The sequence below is a fragment of the Burkholderia sp. 567 genome (genome assembly GCF_040545115.1).
Taxonomy (GTDB): Bacteria; Pseudomonadota; Gammaproteobacteria; order Burkholderiales; family Burkholderiaceae; genus Burkholderia; species Burkholderia ambifaria.
The window spans coordinates 38,444-61,072 of record NZ_JBEPLG010000004.1 but is presented as its reverse complement, the minus strand read 5'-3'; the positions used below and the strand labels follow the sequence as shown (position 1 = coordinate 61,072).

21 protein-coding genes are annotated in these 22,629 nt (G+C 67.1%); 9 read left to right on the top strand and 12 right to left on the bottom strand.

The annotated features are described in order from the left end of the window. Positions 1 to 74: 74 nt before the first annotated feature. The 3 genes from ABIC50_RS13695 to ABIC50_RS13685 form a co-directional block, all read right to left on the bottom strand. Positions 75 to 1,601 carry an amidase gene (locus ABIC50_RS13695; RefSeq protein WP_354164620.1) on the bottom strand — a complete coding sequence of 509 codons (1,527 nt, stop codon included), beginning with the start codon at positions 1,599 to 1,601 and terminating at the stop codon, positions 75 to 77. Positions 1,602 to 1,658: 57 nt separating this feature from the next. Continuing rightward, entirely contained in the window at positions 1,659 to 2,711 is a 1,053-nt protein-coding gene (gene oxdA / locus ABIC50_RS13690; RefSeq protein ID WP_354164617.1) for an aliphatic aldoxime dehydratase, read from the bottom strand. Positions 2,712 to 2,804: 93 nt separating this feature from the next. Then, positions 2,805 to 3,701: a transporter gene (locus tag ABIC50_RS13685; protein ID WP_354164615.1), complete on the bottom strand. Its 897-nt coding sequence runs from the start codon at positions 3,699 to 3,701 to the stop codon at positions 2,805 to 2,807. Between the two features lie 426 nt (positions 3,702 to 4,127). Between ABIC50_RS13685 and nthA the strand changes: the two genes are divergently transcribed. The 3 genes from nthA to ABIC50_RS13670 are packed head-to-tail and all read left to right on the top strand — an operon-like array spanning position 4,128 to position 6,666. Beyond that, complete coding sequence (nthA, locus tag ABIC50_RS13680) at positions 4,128 to 4,727, top strand: nitrile hydratase subunit alpha (RefSeq protein ID WP_006752893.1); 600 nt, start codon at positions 4,128 to 4,130, stop codon at positions 4,725 to 4,727. 44 nt (positions 4,728 to 4,771) lie between these two features. Then, entirely contained in the window at positions 4,772 to 5,425 is a 654-nt protein-coding gene (gene nthB / locus ABIC50_RS13675) for a nitrile hydratase subunit beta (protein WP_011661412.1), read from the top strand. Continuing rightward, positions 5,422 to 6,666: a GTP-binding protein gene (locus ABIC50_RS13670; protein ID WP_354164612.1), complete on the top strand. Its 1,245-nt coding sequence runs from the start codon at positions 5,422 to 5,424 to the stop codon at positions 6,664 to 6,666. Before nthB ends, ABIC50_RS13670 begins: the two co-directional genes overlap by 4 nt. Positions 6,667 to 6,892: 226 nt before the next feature. Here ABIC50_RS13670 and ABIC50_RS13665 read toward each other — a convergent pair whose 3' ends face one another. Continuing rightward, positions 6,893 to 8,197 carry a HipA domain-containing protein gene (locus ABIC50_RS13665; protein ID WP_354164609.1) on the bottom strand — a complete coding sequence of 435 codons (1,305 nt, stop codon included), beginning with the start codon at positions 8,195 to 8,197 and terminating at the stop codon, positions 6,893 to 6,895. After that, positions 8,187 to 8,471, bottom strand: coding sequence for a helix-turn-helix domain-containing protein (locus ABIC50_RS13660; RefSeq protein WP_006752887.1), 285 nt, complete (start codon positions 8,469 to 8,471; stop codon positions 8,187 to 8,189). The genes ABIC50_RS13665 and ABIC50_RS13660 overlap by 11 nt, the downstream gene beginning before the upstream one ends. 310 nt (positions 8,472 to 8,781) lie before the next feature. On the opposite strand from ABIC50_RS13660, the gene ABIC50_RS13655 reads away from it, so the two are divergent. Beyond that, on the top strand, positions 8,782 to 9,492 hold the full coding sequence (locus ABIC50_RS13655; protein WP_354164606.1) for an MgtC/SapB family protein: 711 nt from the start codon (positions 8,782 to 8,784) through the stop codon (positions 9,490 to 9,492). A 56-nt stretch (positions 9,493 to 9,548) separates the two neighbouring features. Here ABIC50_RS13655 and ABIC50_RS13650 read toward each other — a convergent pair whose 3' ends face one another. Continuing rightward, positions 9,549 to 11,741 carry a hybrid sensor histidine kinase/response regulator gene (locus ABIC50_RS13650; RefSeq protein WP_354164604.1) on the bottom strand — a complete coding sequence of 731 codons (2,193 nt, stop codon included), beginning with the start codon at positions 11,739 to 11,741 and terminating at the stop codon, positions 9,549 to 9,551. Between the two features lie 370 nt (positions 11,742 to 12,111). Here ABIC50_RS13650 and ABIC50_RS13645 point away from each other — a divergent pair, with 370 nt between their 5' ends. The 4 genes from ABIC50_RS13645 to ABIC50_RS13630 all read left to right on the top strand — a co-directional run bounded on the left by ABIC50_RS13645 (position 12,112) and on the right by ABIC50_RS13630 (position 16,105). Beyond that, the gene (locus ABIC50_RS13645; protein WP_011661405.1) at positions 12,112 to 13,038 is read left to right on the top strand and encodes a TauD/TfdA dioxygenase family protein; all 927 of its coding nucleotides are present in this window, start codon (positions 12,112 to 12,114) and stop codon (positions 13,036 to 13,038) included. 52 nt (positions 13,039 to 13,090) lie between these two features. Then, positions 13,091 to 14,146, top strand: coding sequence for an ABC transporter substrate-binding protein (locus ABIC50_RS13640; RefSeq protein WP_354164601.1), 1,056 nt, complete (start codon positions 13,091 to 13,093; stop codon positions 14,144 to 14,146). A gap of 124 nt (positions 14,147 to 14,270) precedes the next feature. Then, a complete protein-coding gene (locus ABIC50_RS13635; protein WP_494178969.1) occupies positions 14,271 to 15,221 on the top strand; it encodes an ATP-binding cassette domain-containing protein in 951 nt (316 codons plus the stop codon). Further along, positions 15,218 to 16,105: an ABC transporter permease gene (locus ABIC50_RS13630; protein WP_354164595.1), complete on the top strand. Its 888-nt coding sequence runs from the start codon at positions 15,218 to 15,220 to the stop codon at positions 16,103 to 16,105. The genes ABIC50_RS13635 and ABIC50_RS13630 overlap by 4 nt, the downstream gene beginning before the upstream one ends. A gap of 49 nt (positions 16,106 to 16,154) precedes the next feature. Here the strand turns inward: ABIC50_RS13630 and aroE are convergent, their stop codons facing one another. From aroE to ABIC50_RS13605, 5 genes are read right to left on the bottom strand one after another with little or no spacing between them, the layout of a single operon-like run. Next, positions 16,155 to 16,988, bottom strand: a complete 834-nt coding sequence (gene aroE, locus ABIC50_RS13625) for a shikimate dehydrogenase (protein WP_354164593.1) — start codon at positions 16,986 to 16,988, stop codon at positions 16,155 to 16,157. Continuing rightward, positions 16,985 to 18,208, bottom strand: coding sequence for a CaiB/BaiF CoA transferase family protein (locus tag ABIC50_RS13620; protein WP_354164591.1), 1,224 nt, complete (start codon positions 18,206 to 18,208; stop codon positions 16,985 to 16,987). The genes aroE and ABIC50_RS13620 overlap by 4 nt, the downstream gene beginning before the upstream one ends. Beyond that, the gene (locus ABIC50_RS13615; RefSeq protein WP_126224816.1) at positions 18,208 to 18,666 is read right to left on the bottom strand and encodes a MaoC family dehydratase; all 459 of its coding nucleotides are present in this window, start codon (positions 18,664 to 18,666) and stop codon (positions 18,208 to 18,210) included. The genes ABIC50_RS13620 and ABIC50_RS13615 overlap by 1 nt, the downstream gene beginning before the upstream one ends. A 2-nt stretch (positions 18,667 to 18,668) precedes the next feature. Beyond that, the gene (locus tag ABIC50_RS13610) at positions 18,669 to 19,061 is read right to left on the bottom strand and encodes a VOC family protein (protein WP_105830673.1); all 393 of its coding nucleotides are present in this window, start codon (positions 19,059 to 19,061) and stop codon (positions 18,669 to 18,671) included. Continuing rightward, on the bottom strand, positions 19,058 to 20,008 hold the full coding sequence (locus ABIC50_RS13605) for a ketopantoate reductase family protein (protein ID WP_354164589.1): 951 nt from the start codon (positions 20,006 to 20,008) through the stop codon (positions 19,058 to 19,060). The genes ABIC50_RS13610 and ABIC50_RS13605 overlap by 4 nt, the downstream gene beginning before the upstream one ends. Positions 20,009 to 20,103: 95 nt before the next feature. Here ABIC50_RS13605 and ABIC50_RS13600 point away from each other — a divergent pair, with 95 nt between their 5' ends. Continuing rightward, positions 20,104 to 21,024 carry a LysR family transcriptional regulator gene (locus tag ABIC50_RS13600; protein ID WP_175661275.1) on the top strand — a complete coding sequence of 307 codons (921 nt, stop codon included), beginning with the start codon at positions 20,104 to 20,106 and terminating at the stop codon, positions 21,022 to 21,024. A gap of 62 nt (positions 21,025 to 21,086) precedes the next feature. Here ABIC50_RS13600 and ABIC50_RS13595 read toward each other — a convergent pair whose 3' ends face one another. Further along, positions 21,087 to 22,493 carry an MBL fold metallo-hydrolase RNA specificity domain-containing protein gene (locus ABIC50_RS13595; protein WP_354164586.1) on the bottom strand — a complete coding sequence of 469 codons (1,407 nt, stop codon included), beginning with the start codon at positions 22,491 to 22,493 and terminating at the stop codon, positions 21,087 to 21,089. Positions 22,494 to 22,629 lie beyond the last annotated feature (136 nt).

The following is a 22,629-nucleotide window of genomic DNA, read 5'->3' as shown; positions in this document are numbered from 1 at the left end:
GTTGTCCAACCCGGTCGAAACCCCGCGCCGCATTGGCCGCCGACGCGACAGGGTGCGCCGGCGGGCCCGGCTCATCACGCGAACGTCGTCTGGCGCCAGTCGGACGACTGTTCATACGCATAGGCGCACCGGTAGATCGTCGCCTCGTCGAAGCGACGCCCGACCAGTTGCAGCCCGATCGGTAGATCTTCCGCGATCCCGCAGGGAAGCGACATTGCCGGATGTCCGGATACGTCGAACGGTGCCGTATTCGCGAGCATCTCGAACGCGCGCGTCAGCGATTCGGACATCGGGCAACCGGGCTCCGGCAGTTTCGACGCGCGTATCGGCACGGTCGGCATCAACAAAAGATCATACGATTGCAGGGCCGTGTCGTAATCCGCACGCAGCCGCCGTGCGAGGTTCTGGCACTTCGCGTAATAGCGGCCGCGATACCGGCTCGTGAAATATTCTCCGAGCAGCATCGTCACCTTGACGGTATCCGGCAGCTCGTCGGCACGCTCGCGCCAGCCCGCGTGATGATCGATCATGCCCGTCACGTACAGGCCGCGCCAGTTGAAGCCGTGGCTGTTGCCCTTCATCATCTGCTGAGTCGCGCCTTCGGCGGCAATCGGCAGCCAGATCGCCGTTCCGGTCGCATGCAACGGCACCGATACTTCGTCGACCTTCGCGCCAAGCTGGCGCAACCGATGCGCGGCGACGAGCACGGCCTCATCGACCACCGCCTCCGAATTCGCGAGTCCAAACGCTTCGCGCAGGATGCCGATCCGCAGGCCGGCTATGCCGTCCCGGATCGCACCGAGATAGTCGGCGCGCGGCGGCAGCGCCCGCTGGCGCGGATCGAGCCCGTCGTCACCGGCGATCACGTCGAGCAGCAGCGCGTTGTCGAGCACGTTGTTCGTCATCGGCCCGAGGTGGTCGACGGTCGCCTCGATTGGCATGGCGCCGGTATACGGAACCAGGCCGTGCGTCGGCTTCATTCCGTAGACACCGCAATACGCGGACGGAATCCGCACCGAGCCGCCCTGGTCGCTGCCGAGCGCCATGTCGACTTCGCCGCTCGCGATCAGCGCACCACTGCCGGACGACGAACCGCCGGCCGAATGTCCGGCCTTGCGCGGATTGAGCACGGGCCCGGACGCGCTCGTATGCGAGCCGCCGGAAAAACAGTAGTACTCGCAGGTCGACTTGCCGGCGATCGTCGCGCCGGCGTCGAGCATTCGCGTGACGACAGTCGCGTCGACGTCGGGCACGTAACCCTCGAACGTGCTCGCGCCGTTGCGCATCGGCACGCCGCCGACGCAGATGTTGTCTTTCACGGCCACGGTCTTGCCGCGCAGCTTGCCGTCGGCGGCGCCGTGGATCAGGCTCTTGCGCGCCCACGCGCCATAACGGTTCTCGTCGCCTTCCGGGCGGTAGCCGGGCGTGCGCGGATACGCTATGGCCGGCAGATAGTCGGGCAGCGCGTCGATCGCGTCGTACGCGTCGAAATTCGCCTGCAGCGCGTCGTCGTAATCGGCGAGCTGCCGGGCATCGACATGAAAGCCGAAGCCGGCTGCGATGTCGGAAAGTTGTTCGCGGGTCGGGCGTTTGATGGCCATCGACGTTCTCCAGTTCAGTAAGGCGGCGCCGCCCGAACTGCGCGGCGCCGGCACGATTCAGCGGGCGACGGCGTCGCGCATCATCCCGGTTGTCGGATGGCAGTTCACGTATTCGTAGACCTGATGTTTCGCGTCGAATACGGACACCTCGTGATACAGCCGCAGCTTCGACAGCCCGGTGACGACGCGAAAGAACGTGACGAAGATCCGAAGATGCGTCGGATGCGATTCCGCCCATCGCTCGAGGCGGTCGAGCGAGCGCCAGTGGCCGATGTTGTAGCTCTCGTCGAGCAGATTGCCGTCGAGATCGATCGACCGCACGTAGCGGTTGCTATAGCAGCCGACGTCGACGCCGTTGTCGCGCAGGAAGTCCATCCCGCCGCGAAGCGTCGGCTCGATCTCGTCGAGATACAGTCGGCGTTCGTCGTCTTCGGCCGCACGCCAGTCCTGCCCGGAACGGATCAGCGCGATGTTGTCGTGCGCCAGCACGACCACGCGGCCGCCGCGCGCCGGATCACCCGCGACGATCCGCAATTCGCCGTCCGCATGCATCCAGTCGGTTTGCGAAATCGGGAACCGGTCGCGCATCGACCCCCAGTAACCATGTTCCTCGATCTCGCCACTGACGCCGTCCATGATCGAACCGACACCGGGAAAATCGTCCGTGAACGCGTACAGCGTCTCGAACTGCTCCGCGCGCGGCGCGACGATCTCGCGGAAGTAGCCGATGCCGTCCGCGAGTCGCGCGTCGGATGCCCACCATTCGGCGACCGCCGGCGACGCGATCCAGCGCGCGTATGCGTCAGGGTCGCGCCAGTAGCCGACGGCGATCAGATTGTCGTAGCCCTGGTTGTCGGTGTGCTGCGTCAGATCATGATTGCCCGGACCGTCCGGCGCATCGAAATCGGCGACGATCCGGCGCAGCGCGGCCAGTGCGACGGAGCGCTTGTCGGCGCCGCGATACTGCACGCCGAAATAGCCCATCACGACTTGGCTCAGGTCTTCGGACGCACGGGCGACGTACATCGGGAACGGCGGCTGGTAGTCGTCGGCGACACGGCGTGACAGCGTGCGCGGGCAGACCAGGTGTTTATCGATTGCGGATTCCATGCATGGCCTCATTGGAAAGGGAGTCGGGTGTCGACGAATCAACCGTCGGTAAAACGAATCGATATGCGCCGGAAGCAGGGCGCCGGCTCATCGTCAGAAGATGTGCGCGTAACGCAGGCCGACGAGCAGACTGTTCTTCGGCCCGTTGCGCACGCTCAGGTCGGTGCCGAGCTGGACCTGTACCTGGTCGGCCTTCGTCACGAACTTCGACGCCGTCAGCCGCATCCGCGTCGTGCGCAGCGCGTCATGGCCGTCGACACCGTCGACGCGCGTTTCGCCGCCCCAAAATTGCGTGATCCCGACGCCGAGCGATGTGCCTGGATCAGGCATGTAGCGAACCATCGCCTGCGCGCTGTAGCTCATCCGCTGATGCAGCGTCGCACCGCTTGCGCCGTACGACGTGTTGTTGCCGTACCAGATCGCGTCGCCGACGACATCGAGCGCCCACTGCGCCGAGAAATGCTTCACGTACGCGGCCTGGAAGTCGAGCGACCAGCGGTTCGCGCCGAGATTCAGGCCGCGGTTCTGGTCGTAGCTTCCGGTCGGCGCATACAGGTAGACGGTCGCGGCGATCACGTCCTTCGCTTCGTTCAGGCGGAATTTCAGCGGCGCGGTCAGAATCACGTCGCCGACGCCGGTCGTGCTGCCGAGCGCGCTCGCATTGCCGAAGCCGCTCACGTGGCCGAACGGCAGCAGCACCTGCGGATCGATCGTCAGCCGGTCGGTCAGCTGGAATACGTGCAGCAGCCGCGCGATGCCGATGTTCGACTGCAGGTCGAAATTCGATGTCTTGCTGCCGTTCGCGTAGTACGCGTTCGTCGCCGAATAGTTGTAATACAGCACGCCGATCGTCGCGCCGACCGGGTACTGCTCGTAGTCGCCGGGATCGACCTCGACCGCGCCCGCGTAATGCGACGCGACGACTAGCAGCGATGCGCCGATCCAGTGCGCGATTCGCTTCAGTTTCATTCTGTTGACGTTGTCCATCATGCCCCTTGCCTGGATGCGCAGATACCATCGCGTCCGATGTGCGACGCACGCGCGCCGTTGCCGGACGCCGGAGTCGTGGTGTGCTGCACGCTGTTATCCATCGGCGCATCGGGTGCGCCCGACGATTCGCGACACGGAACGGCCGTCGCTTGAGGATGAGAATAGGAAGGCAAAATCCGCGATTCTGTTTTCCGGCGGAACAAGAAATTGGCTGTGGCGGGCCTCTGCCGTCGATGCCATGCAGTCGCAACAAAGGCAGGTGTCGGATCCGTCTCAGCACAGTTTCCGATCCGTGCCGGCAAAGAACCGCGCTTTTTCTCTTCTTAACCTACTCGTCGTAGCGTGACCGATACGACGTGTCCGCGCCCCGCCAGGGAAGCAGCGGCGGGGCGGCGGTCGACCCGAACCCCCACGAGGAGCCCCACGATGAGCGCGAACCACTCTGCAGAAACAGCATCGACACCCGGCGAACGCGCCTGGGCGCTGTTTCGCGTGATGAAAGAGAAAAACCTGATCCCGGACGGCTATATCGAAGGCCTGACGGAACTGATGTCGACGACCTGGGACCCGGCCAACGGCGCGCGGATCGTCGCGCGTGCGTGGGTCGATCCGGGGTTTCGCGAGCTGCTGTTGAAGGACGGTACCGCCGCGTGCGCGCAGTTCGGCTACACCGGCCCGCAGGGCGAATACATCGTCGCGCTCGAAGATACGCCGACGCTGAAGAACGTGATCGTCTGCAGCCTGTGCTCGTGCACGAACTGGCCGGTGCTCGGGCTGCCGCCCGAGTGGTACAAGGGTTTCGAATACCGCGCGCGGCTCGTCCGCGAAGGGCGCACGGTGCTGCGCGAACTCGGTACCGACTTGCCCGACGACGTCGTCGTGAAGGTCTGGGACACGACGGCCGAAAGCCGCTACCTGGTGCTGCCCGTGCGTCCCGTCGGCACCGAGCACATGACCGAGGAACAACTGCGAACGCTTGTCACGAAGGACGTGCTGATCGGCGTCGCGCTGCCGCGCGCGAGCTGATCCGCGGCGCATTCCCTTATCGACCTTCATTTCGGAGATCACAGATGGACGGCTTTCACGACCTCGGCGGATTCCAGGGCTTCGGCCGGGTGCCGCACACGATCAACAGCCTCGGCTACAAGCCGGTCTTCAAGGAAGACTGGGAACATCTCGCATACAGCTTGATGTTCGTCGGTGTCGATCAATTGAAAAAGTTCAGCGTCGACGAAGTGCGTCACGCGGTCGAACGGATCGACGTGCGCCAGCATGTCGGCACGCGCTACTACGAGCGCTACGTGATCGCGACCGCGACGCTGCTCGTCGAAACCGGCGTGCTGACGCAAGACGAACTCGACCGTGCGCTCGGTTCGCACTTCCGGCTCGCGAACCCGTCGCATTCCGTCGGCCGGGCAGCGCCTGCCGGCGCGACGCGGTTCGAGGTCGGCGATCGCGTCGTCGTGCGCGACGAATACGTGAGCGGACACATCCGGGCGCCGGGCTACGTGCGGGGAAAGACAGGCGTCGTGCTGCACCGGACGACCGAATCGTGGCCGTTCCCGGACGCGATCGGCCACGGCGACACCGGCGCCGCGCATCAGCCGACCTATCACGTCGAATTCCGCGTGAGGGATCTGTGGGGCGACGCCGCCGACGACGGTTATGTCGTGGCCGATTTGTTCGAAGGCTACCTGGATCGCGCGCCGGAGACGCGCGCATGAATGCGCTGGCGAATCAACCCGCGCCGGCCGGCCCGCCGGCGCGGATTCCGGTGACGGTACTGTCCGGATTCCTCGGCGCCGGGAAGACGACGCTGCTGAATTACATCCTGCGCAATCGCGCCGGCCTGAAGGTGGCCGTGATCGTCAACGACATGAGCGAAGTGAACATCGACGCCGACGATGTGCGACGCAACGTCGAGCTGCATCGCGGCGTGGACGAACTGGTCGAGATGAGCAACGGCTGCATCTGTTGCACGCTGCGCGCCGATCTGCTCGATCAGGTCAGCACGCTCGCGCGACAGCAGCGCTTCGATTACCTGCTGATCGAGTCGACTGGAATCTCGGAGCCCATGCCGGTCGCGGAGACGTTCGCGTTCCTCGATCGCGACGGCTTCAGCCTCAGCGAACTCGCGCGGCTCGATACGCTCGTCACGGTAGTCAACGGCGAGACGTTCGAGGACATGATCACGTCGGAAGAACCGGCCTCGAACGGAAGTGAAACCGGCCAGCCACGCAAGCTGTCGGACCTGCTGATCGAACAGGTCGAATATGCGAACGTCGTCCTCGTCAGCCGATTCGATCGGATCGGCGATGCGGGTTTCGACAGGCTGCGCGCGGTGCTCGCATCGTTGAATCCATCCGCGCGGATACTGCCGATGCGTGACGGTGAAATCGATCCGTCGGACGTGCTCGATACCCGGCGCTTTGATTTGCCGGCGCTCGTCGAATCGCCGGGATGGATGCGCCACATGCAGGTCGACGAACGACCGTCGGAATCCGACACATACGGAATCGGATCGTGGGTCTATCGCGAACGTGCGCCGTTTCATCCGGCGCGCCTGCTCGCCTGGCTGAGGCGGCCGTGGACCAACGGCCGGCTACTTCGCTGCAAAGGCTATGCGTGGGCTGCGCACCGCCATGAGGAGATCGGCATGCTCGTGCAGACGGGGGGGCGGTTCCAGTGGGGCTACGTCGGCCGCTGGTGGCGATTCGTGCCGCAGTCGGACTGGCCGCGCGACGACTATCGTCGCGCCGGCGTGCTGGAAAAATGGGCGGAGCCGGTCGGCGATTGCCGGCAGGAAATCGTGTTCATCGGGCAGTCGATCGATCACGAACGGTTGCGCCGCGAACTCGATGCGTGCCTGTTGACGGTGGAGGAAATCGAGGCGGGACTGGAAGCGTGGGCGGCGTTTCCGCAAGGAGACGCGTTCGATGCGCTCGTGGCCGTCGAACATCCGTGACGTTTGCTGGGCCGCGGGTCAGCGATGAATTTGCGATGTCGCGGTGGTCACGCGCGGCGACGAGGAGGCCGGCGTGCGGCCGCACGCGATCGATCCCGAGGCGGCTGAGCGTCTATGGGCGCACTCCGCTGCGCTGACGGGAGTCGATGCCTTCGCGGTGCGCCGCTGAGCGGGTGTCCGGGCGGGGGAGGCCCGCGGCGAAGCGCGCTTTTCCGCCCATCCCGGTTCACTCCCGCATCGACCGAAGCGCCCGCCCCATCTCCGCGATCGGCATCGCCACAATCGAATTCAGCAACCGCATCTCCCCGGCGTCCGGCCGCGCGATCTCCCGCACTTCGTCAAGCGTCTGCGCGACGTGGCGATCGAGCGGCTCGAGAAAGCGCCGCAGCTCGCTGGCCGCCGCCTTGTCCCTGAGCCCGAGCGCCTGGCCGAATGCGATCAGCGCATCCACATCGATATCGGCAAACCGCGTCGCGTTGCCGAGCGGCATCGTCAGTTCGCAGTGCGGCCAATGATCGCCGCGATAGTCGGGCCGGTGCGTCGGCGTGTGATACACGACCGTGCTGACGATGTCGTAGAACGGCGCGAGCCGGTAGCCGCGCGCGTCGACGAAGAACGACAGGTTCTTCAGATGCGCGTCGGCATTGCCCACCACCACGTTGAACACGGTCCAGCGGAACACCGACAGGCGCGCCAGCGCGCGCGTGCTGGTGCGGTCGATCGCGCGAGCGAGCTCCTGCGCATTCGCCCGCTGGTATTTGAAGCCGCGATCGTAGTTGAGCAGCTGCATCGCGTCGATCGTATGCACGCGGCCGGCCGGCGCCGACGCGACGTCGCGGTCGAACCGGTCGATCACGTAGCACGCGGACGGCGCGCGCAGGAAGTGCACGTCCGGCACGTCGAGCCCCATCTTCCTCGCGAGCTTCATGCAGAAGAATTCGTTGATCGCCGAGTGCGGGTAGCCGGCCGCGCGCATGTCCGGCTTGAGCAGGTGCATCGACGGCTCGCTGCCGACCGGCTCGTACAGCGTGTAGTCGGGCGCGTCGCCGCGCAGCACCAGCAGCAGCTTCTGCTGCGCGCCGGCCGCCGACATGCGCTTGGGCGCGGTGGCCGTTAGCGCGCGCTCGGGCATCGCCTGGATCCGGCGCTCGAGTTCGTCGAGCGACAGCGGCTGCAGGCTGCCGGGCGCTTCCCGCTCGCCGTCGGCGAGCAGCGTCAGCGCGCCGGCCGATTCGCGCCCGAAGTATGCGAGCAGGCCCCATGCGTCGGCGGCATCGACCTTCGCCTCGCGGGCGAGCGACATGCGCATGCCTTCCTCGGGCAGCAGGTTGTCGAAGAACCACTGGACGGGGCGATCGGTCGACGTGTCGGTGAAGGTGTCCGCGCGCAGCGCGAACGCCGGCGACAGCGGGTACGCGGCCGCGGACGCGAGCCACTGCGGATCGTACGCGAATGACCAGATACCTTTGTCGTCGGTCAGCGTGCCCATGCGCACGCCGTTGGCGGACGCGATCAGCGTTCTAGCCGCCATGGCTGCTCCTGCGGCGTTGCGCGGCCTTCAGCGCGGTGGCTTCCGAAATCTCGACCGACGATTCCGCGTACAGGCGCACGCCGAGTTCGCCGAGCAGCAGCATGACTTTGCCGATTTGCGCGGTCGGCTTTCCGGCTTCCACCTGGCTGATGAATTTCGGCGACAGCCCGGTCGCGTTCGCGAGTTCGTCGCGCGTGAACCCCTGCTGGAGCCGCGTCGCGCGAATGAGGTGGGCGAGCGCGCCGATCGTGTCGACGGACTGGGATTCCGACATGACGTTCTCCGTGCTTCGTATCTGATCGGGAACAGTATGGCACAACGCGCCGGCCCGGGCACCATTTCGTATCCGTTCAGGAACGAAGATGCGTTCACGGCAAGCCGGCGCGTCCTTTCGTACCCGATCGGAAACGGCGGGGCGTCCAATCCTCGCGTGCGGCTAAGTCCGTATCCGATCGGATACGTCGAGAGCGTGATGTGGCGTTTGCGCATTGCACGCGCGGCCGGGCTCGAACCTTGCGTCCCGGGAGTGTCGTCCGCGGTCGTACCGCGACGCATCTCGCATCACGATTTGCATGGAGGCGCGCATGGAGCCGATGCCGGTCGTACTTCACTGGACCGATGCTCTCCTCAGGATCGCGCTGGCGCTCGTCGCGGGCGGGCTGGTCGGCCTCGATCGCAGTGAAGCCGGCAAGACGGCCGGGCTGCGCACGACGATCCTCGTCTGCCTCGCCGCGTGCCTGGCGATGCTGCAGGTGAATGCGCTGCTGATGCAGGCCGGCAAGCCGGAGGGCGCGTTTGCGGTGATCGACCCGATGCGGTTGCCGCTCGGCATCCTGACCGGGATGGGCTTCATCGGCGGGGGCGCCATCCTGCATCGCGACGGCCTCGTCTCCGGCGTGACCACGGCAGCGACGCTGTGGTTCGTCACGATCATCGGACTGTGCATCGGCGGCGGCCAGTTGTCGCTCGGCGCGCTCGGGCTCGTGCTCGCATTGCTCGTCGTGTGGCCGCTGCGGCTGGTCGAGGAACGGCTGCGCGGCGTCAGGACGGCGCGGGTCACGGTCGAATACGAACTCGGCTCGACGGCGCGCGAGCGGCTGACGACCCAACTGCACGCCGCGGGATTCACGTGCCGCACGCGCGGCTTTCACGAATCGGTCGCGCGTGCGCTGCGCGAGGAGGAACTGCTCGTGCAGTGGCGCGAGCAGGCCAACACCGACGTGATGCTGCCGCAACTGATCCGGACCCTGGAATCGGCCGGCCTCATGTCGGTGCGCTGTTCATCGGAGAACTGAGCCGCGCGCCGCCGGCCGCCGTCCGCCGTCTACGGCGCGCATGTACCGTGCCGCGTTCAGCGTCCGGCTTCCGCGCCCGCGCCGTCGTGCGCATCGCCACCGGTGCGGGGCAGCGTCATCGCGAGATGCAGCGCGGCCGGATCGACCGGCTTCACGAAATGCTGCAGGAACCCGGTCGCGAGGCAGCGCTCGCGATCCGCGCTGCGGCCATAACCGGTCAGCGCGAGGAACATGCACGTCGTCACTTCGTTGATCGCCTTCAGCCGCCGCAGCAGCTCGTAGCCGTCCATCACCGGCAGCCCGATATCGAGGATCGCGACGTCGGGGCGGTACGCGCGATAAGCGGCCAGCGCGGTCACCGGGTCGTGCACGACGGCGACTTCGTGGCCGGCGTCGCGCAGCCATTGCGCGAGCGTCGACGCGGCATCCTCGTTGTCGTCGACCAGCATCACGCGCCGGCCGGTGCTGCCCGGCGCCAACTCGCGGATGCCCGGCGGCGGCTGCGGCGCGACCACCGCCACGGCTTTCGGTCGGTACTCGGGCAGCGCGATCGTAAACGTGCTGCCGCACCCGGGGCCGGCGCTGTCCGCGCGCACCGTGCCGCCATGCAGGTTCACGAGGCTGCGTACGAGCGCGAGGCCGATGCCGAGGCCGCCGTGCGCCTGCTTCGTTTCGCCGTCGAGCCGGTAGAACGGCTCGAAGATGCTGTCGAGGCGGTCGGGCGGAATGCCGGCGCCGTTGTCGCAGACCTCGATGATCGCGGCGCCGTCCGCGCCGTGCGTCGCGCGCACGGTGATATCGCCGCCCGGCATCGTGTATTTCGCCGCGTTGGTCAGCAGGTTCGCGACGACCTGCGACAGCCGCACCGGGTCGCCGTGGCAACGCGCGTCGGGATCGGCGTCGACATGCAGGCGGTGACGGCGCTGCTCGAGCAGCGGGCTGGCGACCTCGACCGCGCGGTCGACGATGTCCGCGAGCCGCAAGGATTCTTTCTTCAGCGTGATCTTGCCGCGCGTGATGCGCGACACGTCGAGCAGGTCGTCGATCAGCCGGACCATGTGATCGAGCTGCCGCTGGATGATCGCGATCTCGTTCGGCGTTGCCTGGCCGTCGCGGTTGCGGATCAGCTCGAGCGCGAGCGAGATCGGCGTCAGCGGATTGCGCAGCTCGTGGCCGAGCACCGCGAGAAACTGGTCCTTCGCCTGGTTCGCGTCGCGTAGTTCGCCCAGCAGCCGGTCGCGCTCGGCGTTCGCGGCGACGAGCTTCTCGCGCGCGGCGACGTGCTCGGTTACCTCGACCGCGCTGACGATCACGCCGAGCCCCTCGGCGAGCGGCTGCGGATTGAAATGCAGCCGGTACACGCGGGCGGCGCCGTCCGGTTCGGGCCGGTCGTGGTGTTCGCCGATCGTCGTCGAACAGCCTTGCTCGCGGGCGGTTTCAAGCGCCTGCACGATCGCAGGCGTATCGCCGCCGGGCAGCACCGACGTCAGCGGCTGGTCGACGATGTCGGTCCGGCCGCACAGCGCGGAGAAACGGTGATTCGCGAGCACGATCCGGTGCTCCGGGCCCGACAGCAGCGCGATCGGCAACGGCGCATGCATCAGGACGCCGTTGCGTTGCTGTTCGGCGTCCTCGCGGCGGCGGATCTCGTCGCTCAGCGCGCGCGAGCGTTGCTGGGACAGCGCCAGCGTCAGGTGCAGCTCGTTTTCGTCGTTGCGCAGCGACGCGGCAGGCAGGATTCGGCGGTGCAGCGAGCACACGTGGCGGAACATCTCCGACTGCTCGGCGCTCGGAAACGCGTCATGCGAATAACCGCAGTAGAGCGAGAAGCGGTACCGCGCGATCAGTTCGTCCCATAACGCTTCCAGTCGCAGGGCGCCGGCGTACCGATCCTGCGCGCACAGCAGCGAGACCATTTCTCCGAACGCATGCACGGGCCGGCCGGCGCGGATCGCGGCTTCGACGATCGGGCCGATCGAGCGGCGAAAGCGCGCCGGATCGGGCAGATCGCCGTCCATGAAGCTGTCGAGCAGCGCCTGCGCGCTCGACATGAAGATCCGGTCGCGGGCCGCGGCGCCGATTGCGGCGCCGAGCGCATCCAGGCGTTCGTGCACCGCCGCGAGCCGGTCGGCCCGCGCGATCACGATCGCGCTGCCGCCGTCGCGCAACGCATCGGCCGCAAACGACGCGACCTCCGACACGAGCTGCTCGTCGGATTCGTAGAACTGGACGAAATGATCGGCCCGCATCAGGGCCGATTCCAGCAGGGGAGAGTCAGGTGTCATAGCTCACGACCAGGCGATTGCCGGTGGCGGCCGGCGTCCCACTGCTGTCGCCGTCGCCATATCCGGGCCGATGTGAGCAAGCTGCGTGCCGCCTGCTCGGGGCGGGTCCCGCGGCCTTGCGGCACGGGCCTCGGCGCCCCGCGGGCGGTGCCGGACGCCACCGGGTTTGTAAATTCTGGACACGCGGTGTGCAAGATGGGTGCGCGATCCGGCCGGCAGCGCACCGGCACCGATCCTTATCGCCGCGGCAGATAAACGTATCGGAATCGCTTCGTTGACGCAATCCGGCACGCGCTCGTAGATTCGCATTTTTACCGAATCAGGGGCTTGTACCGTGACGACTTCCGCCATCCGCGCCGCATCGACGTCCGCCGGCCATCGGGCCGCGTTGCCGCCGGAAGCCGGCGCGCAGCGATTCGACATCGTCCCGTTCGATGCGCCGCTCGGCGCCGAAGTCGTCGGCATCGACCTGTCGCAACCGCTCGGCGCCGCCGATTTCGCGCGCGTCCATCGCGCGCATCTCGACCATCACGTGCTGGTGTTTCGCGACCAGCGCATCACGCCGGACGAACACGTCGCGTTCAGCCGCCGCTTCGGCCCGCTGCAGATCCATGTGCTGCACCAGTTCGCTCTGGCCGCGCATCCGGAAGTGCTGATCGTGTCGAACATCGTCGAGAACGGCCGGCCGATCGGGCTCGGCGACGCCGGTCATTTCTGGCACTCCGACCTGTCGTACAAGGAAAAACCGAGCCTCGGCTCGCTGCTGCATGCGCAGGAGCTGCCGGCCGAGGGCGGCGACACGCTATTCGCGAACATGCATCTCGCGTGGGATACGCTGCCTGCGCACCTGCGTCGCGCGGTCGAAGGGCGGCGTGCCGAGCATACGTATCTGGCTCGCTATGCAGAGCTGCAGGCGCGCAGCCCGTGGCGGCCGAACCTGTCGGCCGAGCAGATCGCGCAAGTCGAGGCGGTCGTGCATCCGGTCGTGCGCACGCATCCGGAAACGGGCCGCAAGGCGTTGTTCGTCAGCGAGCATTTCACGACGCGCATCGTCGATCTGCCCGAAGACGAAAGCCGCGCGCTGCTCGACGAACTGTTCGCGCACAGCGTGCGTGCCGAGCATCTGTATCGGCACCACTGGCGCGCGCACGACCTCGTGTTCTGGGACAACCGCTCGCTGATGCATCTCGCGGCCGGCACGCCCGACCATCTGCGCCGCAAGCTGTACCGCACGACGATCGAAGGCGACGCGCCGTTCTGAGCTGAGCGTCGCGCGTATCCGTCCCGCTGCCCCCATCCTGACTGGAGTTCCGATGTCGTTTCCGTTTTCGCCGGCACTGCGCCGCACGACCCGGCTCGCGCGCCGCGCGCTGGCCACCACGCTCACCGCCGCGCTGGCATTCGCCGCCGCCGGCACGCCGCAAGCCGCGCACGCGGAAGGCCGCATCCGCATCGCCGAGCAGTTCGGCGTCGTCTACCTGATGCTGAACGTCGCGCGCGACCAGCAACTGATCGAGAAGGAAGGGCGCAAGGCGGGCATCGACATCAAGGTCGACTGGGTGCGGCTGTCGGGCGGGGCGGCTGTGAACGACGCGTTGCTGTCGGGCGCGGTCGATATCGCCGGCGCGGGCGTCGGGCCGCTGCTGACCGTGTGGGATCGCACGCGCGGCCGGCAGAACGTGAAGGGCGTCGCGTCGCTCGGCAATTTTCCGTATTACCTCGTCAGCAGCAACCCGAACGTGAAGACGATCGCCGACCTGGGCGCGAAGGACCGCATCGCGGTGCCGGCTGTCGGCGTGTCGGTGCAGTCGCGTGTGCTGCAGTACGCGGCCGCGAAGCAGTGGGGCGACAAGCAGTTCGACAAGCTCGATCCGCTGACCCAGGCGATCCCGCATCCCGATGCGACGGCCGCGATCCTCGCGAACAGCAACATGATCACCGGCCACTTCGGCAATCCGCCATTCCAGGAGCAGGAACTCGCGGGCAATCCGAACGCGCACATCGTGCTGAATTCCTACGACGTGCTCGGCGGCCCGAGTTCCGCGACGGTGCTGTACGCGACCGGGAAATTCCGCGACGACAACCCGAAGACGTACCGCGCGTTCGTCGCCGCGCTCGCCGACGCGGCCCGCCAGATCGCCGCCGATCCCGAGCGCGCGGCCGACACCTATATCCGCGTGAACGGGTCGAAGATCGATCGCGCATTGCTGCTGAAGATCCTGCGCAATCCGCAGGTGCAGTTCAAGACGGCTCCGCAGAACACGATGAAGCTCGCGCAGTTCATGTACCGCACCGGTGCGATCCGCAACGAGCCGAAGTCGTGGCGCGACTACTTCTTCGACGATCCGGCGACGGCCGGCGGCAGTTGAGCGATGGTGTTGCGACGTCGCGATCGATGCTTATGCGTCGACGCGGTTTCGATATGCGCAATCGTTGGTTGGGTCGCGCGCCGCGCCGCCGTATGTTGATGCTTTCCCGCCAAGAGTTTCGATCGTGAACGCCACTTCTGCCCGAATCGGTTTGCCGCCGTATGCGGCGCGCGGCGCGGCCGCGCCGGCCGCCCATCCCGCCATCGACGCACGCGCGGCGAGCCGGCCCGCGCCGCAGGCCGCACCGGCAGGCGCGCACAGCGAGCGCCTGCTCGCGATCGATCGCGTGAGCCTCGAATACCGCAACGGTGCGCGGATCGTCCGCGCGACCCATCAGGTCAGCTTCGACGTGTACGGCAGTGACCGTTTCGTGCTGCTGGGCCCGTCGGGGTGCGGCAAGTCCACGCTGCTGAAGGCGATCGCCGGCTTCATCGAGCCCGTGTCGGGTTCGATCGCGCTCGATGGCCAGCCCGTGCACGGGCCGGGCCCCGACCGCATCGTCGTGTTCCAGGAGTTCGATCAGTTGCCGCCGTGGAAGACGGTCGTCGAGAACGTCGCGTTTCCGTTGCGCGCGGCCGCGAAGCTGTCGCGCGCCGAAGCACGCGAGCGTGCGCTGCACTATCTCGACAAGGTCGGGCTTGGGGCCTTCGCCGATGCGTATCCGCATACGCTGTCCGGCGGGATGAAGCAGCGCGTCGCGATCGCGCGGGCGCTGGCGATGCAGCCGCGCGTGCTGTTGATGGACGAACCGTTCGCCGCGCTCGACGCGCTCACGCGCCGCAAGATGCAGGAAGAGCTGCTGCGGCTGTGGGACGAATTCCGCTTCACGCTGCTGTTCGTCACGCATTCGATCGAGGAGGCGCTCGTTGTCGGCAACCGGATCCTGCTGCTGTCGCCGCATCCGGGTCGCGTGCGCGCGGAGCTCAACAGCCACGACTATTCGCTCGACAGCATCGGCAGCGGCGACTTCCGCGACAGCGTCGCGCGGATTCATCATCTGCTGTTCGACACCGACGTGGCGAGCGGAACGCATCCCGCATCGACTACGGAGACCACGGAGGCCACGGCATCATGAGCACGATCGATCCGGCTCTGCCGCCGCTGCCGCCCGTTCGCGCCGAATACGTGCGCACGCTCGACACGCCGCCCGACGCCGAACGTGCGGCACCCGCGCCGCTGGTGCGCCGCATCGTCGGGGCGAGCGCGTTTCGGCGCGTCGTCGTCGCGTTCGTGCTGATTGCCGCGTGGGAAATCGTCGCGCGTATCGTCGCGAACGATCTGCTCGTGCCGACCGTCGGCGCGACGCAGGCCGCGTTCGTGCAAGGCATCGCGTCGGGCGAACTGCTCGTGAAGACGGGGGTCTCGATGTCGGTGCTGCTGCGCGGCTATGCGCTCGGCGTGGTGTTCGCGTTCGTGCTGACGTCGCTTGCGGTGTCGACGCGCATCGGCCGTGACGTGCTGACGATGCTCACGGCGATGTTCAATCCGCTGCCGTCGATCGCGTTGCTGCCGATCGCGCTGCTGTGGTTCGGGCTCGGCACCGGCAGCCTGCTGTTCGTGCTCGTGCACGCGGTGCTGTGGCCGCTCGCGCTCAGCATGTACACGGGTTTCGCCGGCGTGCCGGCCACGCTGAAGATGGCCGGGCGCAACTACGGCCTCACCGGCGCGCGGCAGATCGCGCTGATCCTGGTGCCTGCCGCGCTGCCGTCGATCCTGTCGGGGCTGCGCGTCGGCTGGGCATTCGCGTGGCGCACGCTGATCGCGGCGGAACTCGTGTTCGGCGCGAGCGCCGGGCAGGGCGGGCTCGGCTGGTACATCTTCCAGAACCGCAACGAGCTGTACACCGACCGCGTGTTCGCGGGCCTCGCGGCCGTCATCGTGATCGGGCTGCTGGTCGAGCACCTCGTGTTCGATACGCTCGAGCGTGTGACGGTGCGACGCTGGGGTATTCAGCACTGACCGTATTGAATCGGAGCGCGAGCGCGCGCGCTGCGCTCGCGCACCGCATTCAATCGAGCGGGACCGTGAGTCGTTCGATCACGGTAGCCGTCTCCGGGCGCACGCCGCGCCACCACGCGAACGCTTCCGCAGCCTGCTCGACCAGCATGCCGACGCCGTCCGCGACGCGGCTCACGCCGGCATTGCGTGCGAGCCGGAGAAAGGGCGTGAGCCGCTTGCCGTAAGCAAGCTCGTACGCAGCCCCGGTCGGGCTGAACACGCCCGGCGGGACGGGCGGCAGATCGCCGGCGAGGCTCGCCGACGTGGCGTTCACCACCAGATCGAAACGTCCCATCGCGACGAGATCGGCATAGCCGCACGCCGCCAGCGGCCCGCGTCCGGCGACCTGCGCGGACAGTGCGCGCGCCTTGTCGACGTCGCGATTCGCGATCACCATCTCGGCGGGGCCGGCCGCGAGGAACGGCAGCAGCGCGCCGCGCGCCGCGCCCCCCGCGCCGAGCATCAGCACGCGTTTGCCGGCCATCGGCAGGCCGAGATTGATTTCGATATCGCGCACGAGCCCGATCCCGTCGAAGTTGTCGGCCAGGATGCGTCCGTCTTCGAACTTCAGCGCATTGGCCGCGCCGGCGAGCGACGCGCGCTCGCTGCGCTCGTCCGACATCGCGAATGCCTGAAGCTTGAACGGCGCGGTGATGTTGATGCCTTTACCGCCGCTCGCGGCGAATGCCCGCACCACGTCGACGAACGCGCCTTCCGGCTCGAGCGGCCCTTCGATGGCCGAGTAGTGCAGGTCCTGCCGCGACGCTTGCGCAAAGATGCCGTGGATCAGCGGAGATTTCGTGTGTCCGATCGGGTTGCCGATCACCGCGTACTGGTCAGTCATCGTTGGCTCGCTTTTGAATAGAGAACACCATCGGCCTGCATCGCGTCGATTTCAGCGGGCTCGAACCCGAGCGAACGGGCGACGTCGGCGTTGTGCTGGCCGAGATCGGGCGCGACGTCGCGAATCGTCGTATCGCAATCCGAGAACCGGAACGGCAGATTCGGCAGGCGCAGCGTGCCGTAGCGCGGGTGCTCCTGCTCGACAACCATGCCGCGCGCCTGGATCTGCGGATCCGCCAATACCTCGTCGATGCGTTGTACCTTCGCGCACGGCACGTCGATGCGATCGAGCAGGTCGAGCACCGACGCGACGGACTGGGCGGCCACCCACGGCTCGACGATCGACAGGATCTCGACGCGGTGCGCGTTGCGTCCGACACTGTCGTGAAAGCGCGTGTCGGCGCCGAAGCCGGCCGGTCCGCCATGCGCTTCGATCAGGATCGCGAATCGTTTCCATGCATCGTCGACCTGCGCGGCGATCACGAGATCGCCGTCCGCCGCGCGAAACACGCCGTAGAGCGTCGAAGTCGGCATGTCGTGGCCGGTCTGCTCGGGCAGCACGCCTTGCAGCGTGTAGCACTGGACCGCGTATTCGTGCATGGAAACCAGCGTGTCGTACAGCGCCATGTCGATGTGCTGTCCGCGGCCGCTCTTCACGCGTCCCAACAGTGCGGCGTTGATGGCCGCGACCGCGTGAATGCCGGTGTACATGTCGCCGAGCGATATCCGCAGCAGCGGCGGCCGCTCGCCCGGTGTGCCGACCATCTGCATGATGCCGCTCTTCGCCTCGGCGATCAGCCCGAAGCCCGCGCGATGCGCATCGGGACCGGTATGTCCGTAGGCCGAGATCGAGCAATAGACGAGCGCCGGATTGCGGGCCGACAACTCCGCATAACCGAGCCCCAGCTTGTCCAGCGCGCCTGGGCGGTAGTTCTCGATGAACACGTCCGCGGAGTCGCACAGCCGCTGCATGAATGCCTTGCCGCGCGCGTCCTTCATGTTCACGCTGACGCCGCGCTTGCCCATGTTGAGCTGCAGGAAATAGCCGCTTTGCTGGTCGTCGAGTACCGTCGCGTGCTGGCGGCCGGCGTCGCCGGTGCCGGGGCGTTCGACCTTGATCACTTCGGCGCCGAGCGCCGCGAGGCAGCGCCCGACATACGGGCCGGCCAGGAAATGGCTGTAGTCGACGACACGAATACCTTCGAGAGGGCGGGCCTGCATCAGAACGCTCCCGGCCGGCGCGGCACCATCAGTCGATGCTCGCCGCGCTGGACGACCTGGCCGTCCTGGTTGATCAGCTCCGACGGCAGCACGACGATGCCCCAGCCCGGACGGCTCTTGCTCGCCCGCATCGAGCCGACGCGGAACGTCACGTGCAGCACGTCGTTCACCTTGATCGGCAGCAGGAAGTCCCAGGTCCAGCCGAGCGACATGCCCGGCAGGAAACGGTAGTCGCTCTGCGTCTTGAGGCCGTCGGCGATCGACAGCCCGAACAGCCCGTGCGCGACGAGGCAGCCGAAGTGGCTCGCGTTCGCGTATGCCTCGTCGACGTGCACCGGCGTGTGGTCGCCGGTGAGATCGGCGTAAGCGAGGATGCGCGCCTGGGTGACCGTGTAGGTCGGACTCGTGCAGGAGTCGCCCTCGCGGGCATCGTCCCAGTATTTTTCGACGATCGTCATGGTCATGCCTCCGTCCGCGGGTTGATCGCCAGCGCCTGCGCGACACAGGAGGCGGGCGTTGCCTGAATGAGCTCGACGACCAGGCCGTCCGGCAGGCGCAGCCAGTTGCGCCCCTGCGGCAGGTCGGTCACGCCGTACGCTTGCGCCGCGGCCAGCGCGGCTTCCAGGTCCTCGCACATCACGCCGAGATGACCGAGCCGGCCCTCGGGGCCGTCCCAGCCCGGCGCATGGATGAACTGCAGGCCGCCGAGCGTCCAGTACTGCCGCGGCGCATCGACGGTGCCGTCCACTTCGCGCATCGTCATGCCGAGCACGTCCTCGAAGAAGCGGATATGCCAATGGATGTCCTTCACCCAGATGGCGACGTGCTCCAGATAGGCTTTAGTGGCGCTCATGCGGTTATCTCCTTTGCCTGGCGATCGGTCATCGCGCGCTCGATTCCCTTGATGCATGCGACCAGCGTCGCGTTGACCGGCGTGGGCACGCCGTATCGCTGTCCCCAGCGCACGACCGATCCGTTGATGAAGTCGATTTCGGTCATCGTCCCTCTCTCCAGGCTTTGCAGCATCGATGTCTTGAACGCGGCTGGCAGGCCCTCCGCGGCGAGCGTCCAGGCCTGCTCGGGGTTCGTCATCGACAACCTGACGCCGGCCGCTTGCGCGACCCCGATCGCTTCGGCGACGGCCGCGAGCGACGTGGACTTCAGCAGCGGCTCGCCGTAGAGCTGCCCGTAGGTCAGGCCGGTGATGCCGGTGAGCGCGCCCGTGGCGACGTTGACCAGCAGCTTGTCCCACATCGTGCCGACGATGTTGTCGCTGACGGTCGTCGCGAGGCCCGCGGCATTGAACGCATCGGCGATCGCCTGGACGCGCGGCGTGATGCGGCCGTCGAGTTCGCCGATGAAGGTGAGCTTGCCGGCCACGCCCGATTCGATGTGCGCGTCGCCGCGCCGCACGCCGCCGACGTAGGTTTTGCCCGCGAGCACGCGCTCGCGGCCGACGACGTCGGCGAGGATGTCCTCGTGCCCGAGGCCGTTCTGCAGCGACAGCACGAGCGTATCGGGCCCGATCAGCCCCTGCGCGCCGCGCATGGCCGCGTCGGTGTGGAACGACTTGACCAGCACGATCACCAGATCCGCCACGCCGACGTCGTCCGCCTGCGTCGTCGCGCGGACGCGGACGCGCCGTGATCCGCTCGTGTCGTCGACCTGAAGGCCGTCGCGGCACATCGCGCCGACGTGCGACGGCGAGCGGGCGATCAGCCAGGTCTCGTGGCCGCCTTCGGTCAGGGCGGCGCCAATCGCGCAGCCCAGCGCGCCGGCGCCCAGCATTGCAATCTTCATGGGTTTCTCCGATGTCATGCAGGGTTGACGTATCGCTGCACGATAGAAGTTGCCCGTCATGCTGACAATGCAATGACTACAATGACGTTATTGCGATGGACAATAATGCGATGATTCCGACCGATCTTCCCGACCTGAAGCTGCTCCAGCTTTTCGATTTGCTGTACGACGCGCGCAGCGTCACCCGCGTGGCCGAGCAACTCGGGCAGAGCCAGCCGACGGTCAGCATCTGGCTCGGGCGCTTGCGCGAACACCTTCACGATCCGCTGTTCATTCGAACGCCCGGCGGCATGGCGCCGACGCCTCAGGCCGACGCGCTCATCGGCCCGTGCCGGGAAATCCTCGAATCGTTGCGGCGCTTCGCGGCCTGGGAGATCGCGTTCGACCCGGCGACTGCCCAGCGCCGGTTTCGCATCTGCATGACCGATGCGAGCCATGTCACGCTGCTGCCGCGGCTTCTCGCACACGTTCGCGCGCAGGCGCCGGGCGTGCGGCTGGAGGCGGCGAGGATCGACGGCAACACGGAACGGGCGCTCGAGTCGGGCGAAGCCGATCTCGCGATCGGCTATGTGCCGTGGCTCGGCGGAGGCATCTACCAGCAGAAACTGTACGACCAGGACTGGGTGTGCCTGGCCAATCGCCATCATCCGAGGATTCGCGGGCGCCTCGGCGTCAAACAGTACCGGTCGGAAGGGCACGTGGCCATTACGGCCGGCACGGGCGCGCAGCTTCTCGACCAGGCGCTGATGCGGGAGCGCATCGAGCGTCAGGTCGTGCTGGGGCTGCCGGGGTTTCTGGGTTTGGGCGCGATCATCCAGAGCACGGACCTGATCACGACGCTGCCGCGCCATATCGGCGAGACGCTGGCTCAGGCCAACGACCTGACGGTGCATGCGTGTCCGATCGAGGTCGAAGGCTTTGCGGTTCGACAGCACTGGCACTCGCGATATCACCACGAAGCAGGGAATCGCTGGCTGCGCGGCGTCGTGGTTCAGTTGTTCGCGAACGGGCGGTGAGGGGGCGCGCGAGCATCTACTTCCCGTCACGCGCATTCCGCGATTCGCCGCATTGCCGTCAGTTATGACGAAAGCATCGCGGATCCCCGCGCGCCGCCCGATGCGACTTCGTCCAGATCGACGCATTGCTCGTAAGCCGGCACCTCGCATGGCCACTGCAGGCGCTCCGCAATACGCCGCCGCAACGCGTCCGCGGCAGCCGGTTCGCCATGCGTGATGAAGGTCCGGACGGGGGCGCACTGCATCGTGCCGAGCCACGTGAGGATCTCTTCGTAGTCGGCATGGGCCGAGAGCGCCGTGATCGACTCGACCTGCGCACGCAGGCGGACGTACTCGCCGTGAATCTTCAGCGTTGGCTCGTGCGCGGCCAGCGCCGCGCCGCGCGTGCCGGTGGCCTGGTAGCCGACCAGCGCGATCGTGTTGCGCGCATCGGGCGCATAGCGGCTCAGGTGATGCAGCACGCGTCCGCCGGTCGCCATCCCGCTGCCGGCGATGATGACCATCGGGCCATGGTGTTCGGCGATCGCCTTCGACTGGTCGACCGAGCGGACCATCGTCGCCGCATGGCCGAGCGTGTTCGCTTCGGAGACGGTCAGGCGATGTTCGAGGATATGGTGGCGATAGATCTCGGTCGCGTTCGTCGCCATCGGACTATCCAGGAAGACCGGGACGTGCGCCATGCGGCCGGATGCCTTCAGCCGTGCGATGTAGTACAGGATTTCCTGCGTGCGGCCGACGGTGAAGCAAGGCATCACGACGACCCCGCCGCGCGCGAAGGTCTTGTCGAACATCGCGGCCAGCTCGTTCTCGGGATCCGACGCCGGGTGCAGCCGGTCGCCGTACGTCGATTCGACGACGACGTAGTCCGCATGCGCGGGCGGCCGCGGCGGCTGCATGATCGGGTCGTGATACCGGCCGAGGTCGCCGGAGAAGGCCAGCACCTTGTGATCCCAGTGCATCACGACGCTCGCCGCGCCAAGGATGTGCCCGGCCGGCAGCATCCGGAACGACAGGCCGCCGCCGCCCAGCGCCGTGCATTCGTCGTACGCAACGGGCTTCAGCAGGTGTAGCGCGCGCTGCGCGTCGTCCAGCGTGTAAAGCGGCTGCGCCGGCCGATGCTTCGAATAATCGTGCCGGTTTGCGAAGTCGGCTTCCTCTTCCAGCAGGCGCGCGCTGTCGCGCAGCATGATGTCGCAGAGCTCGGCCGTGGCCGCCGTGCAGTACACCGGCCCGCGATAGCCTTCGCGCACCAGCACCGGAAGATAGCCGGAGTGATCGAGATGCGCGTGGGTGAGCACGACCGCGTCCAGCGTGTCGGGCGCGAGCGGCAGCGGCTGCCAGTTGCGCAGCCGCAGGTTCTTCGTACCCTGGAACAGGCCGCAATCGACCAGCACGCGCCGGCTGCCGTGCTCGACCAGGTACTTCGAGCCGGTCACGGTTTCGGTCGCGCCGAGAAAAGTCAGTTTCATGGAGCGCCTCAGCGGAGTCGACGGGACGGTAATTCGATTACAGCCCGAACGTGCGAGAGACGGTTGACCGAAATCAGGAAGTGGGGGGATTTGCCGCTGGCGCTGTGGCGCTCGTTGGGCTCGCCGGGCGGCTTGG

Excerpts from the sequence above, each read along its gene's own strand:
- ABIC50_RS13695 (WP_354164620.1), bottom strand. The coding sequence starts at position 1,601 with ATGGCCATCAAACGCCCGACCCGCGAACAACTTTCCGACATCGCAGCC.
- oxdA (WP_354164617.1), bottom strand. The coding sequence starts at position 2,711 with ATGGAATCCGCAATCGATAAACACCTGGTCTGCCCGCGCACGCTGTCA.
- ABIC50_RS13685 (WP_354164615.1), bottom strand. The coding sequence starts at position 3,701 with ATGATGGACAACGTCAACAGAATGAAACTGAAGCGAATCGCGCACTGG.
- nthA (WP_006752893.1), top strand. The coding sequence starts at position 4,128 with ATGAGCGCGAACCACTCTGCAGAAACAGCATCGACACCCGGCGAACGC.
- nthB (WP_011661412.1), top strand. The coding sequence starts at position 4,772 with ATGGACGGCTTTCACGACCTCGGCGGATTCCAGGGCTTCGGCCGGGTG.
- ABIC50_RS13670 (WP_354164612.1), top strand. The coding sequence starts at position 5,422 with ATGAATGCGCTGGCGAATCAACCCGCGCCGGCCGGCCCGCCGGCGCGG.
- ABIC50_RS13665 (WP_354164609.1), bottom strand. The coding sequence starts at position 8,197 with ATGGCGGCTAGAACGCTGATCGCGTCCGCCAACGGCGTGCGCATGGGC.
- ABIC50_RS13660 (WP_006752887.1), bottom strand. The coding sequence starts at position 8,471 with ATGTCGGAATCCCAGTCCGTCGACACGATCGGCGCGCTCGCCCACCTC.
- ABIC50_RS13655 (WP_354164606.1), top strand. The coding sequence starts at position 8,782 with ATGGAGCCGATGCCGGTCGTACTTCACTGGACCGATGCTCTCCTCAGG.
- ABIC50_RS13650 (WP_354164604.1), bottom strand. The coding sequence starts at position 11,741 with ATGCGGGCCGATCATTTCGTCCAGTTCTACGAATCCGACGAGCAGCTC.
- ABIC50_RS13640 (WP_354164601.1), top strand. The coding sequence starts at position 13,091 with ATGTCGTTTCCGTTTTCGCCGGCACTGCGCCGCACGACCCGGCTCGCG.
- ABIC50_RS13630 (WP_354164595.1), top strand. The coding sequence starts at position 15,218 with ATGAGCACGATCGATCCGGCTCTGCCGCCGCTGCCGCCCGTTCGCGCC.
- aroE (WP_354164593.1), bottom strand. The coding sequence starts at position 16,988 with ATGACTGACCAGTACGCGGTGATCGGCAACCCGATCGGACACACGAAA.
- ABIC50_RS13620 (WP_354164591.1), bottom strand. The coding sequence starts at position 18,208 with ATGCAGGCCCGCCCTCTCGAAGGTATTCGTGTCGTCGACTACAGCCAT.
- ABIC50_RS13615 (WP_126224816.1), bottom strand. The coding sequence starts at position 18,666 with ATGACGATCGTCGAAAAATACTGGGACGATGCCCGCGAGGGCGACTCC.
- ABIC50_RS13610 (WP_105830673.1), bottom strand. The coding sequence starts at position 19,061 with ATGAGCGCCACTAAAGCCTATCTGGAGCACGTCGCCATCTGGGTGAAG.
- ABIC50_RS13605 (WP_354164589.1), bottom strand. The coding sequence starts at position 20,008 with ATGAAGATTGCAATGCTGGGCGCCGGCGCGCTGGGCTGCGCGATTGGC.
- ABIC50_RS13600 (WP_175661275.1), top strand. The coding sequence starts at position 20,104 with ATGGACAATAATGCGATGATTCCGACCGATCTTCCCGACCTGAAGCTG.
- ABIC50_RS13595 (WP_354164586.1), bottom strand. The coding sequence starts at position 22,493 with ATGAAACTGACTTTTCTCGGCGCGACCGAAACCGTGACCGGCTCGAAG.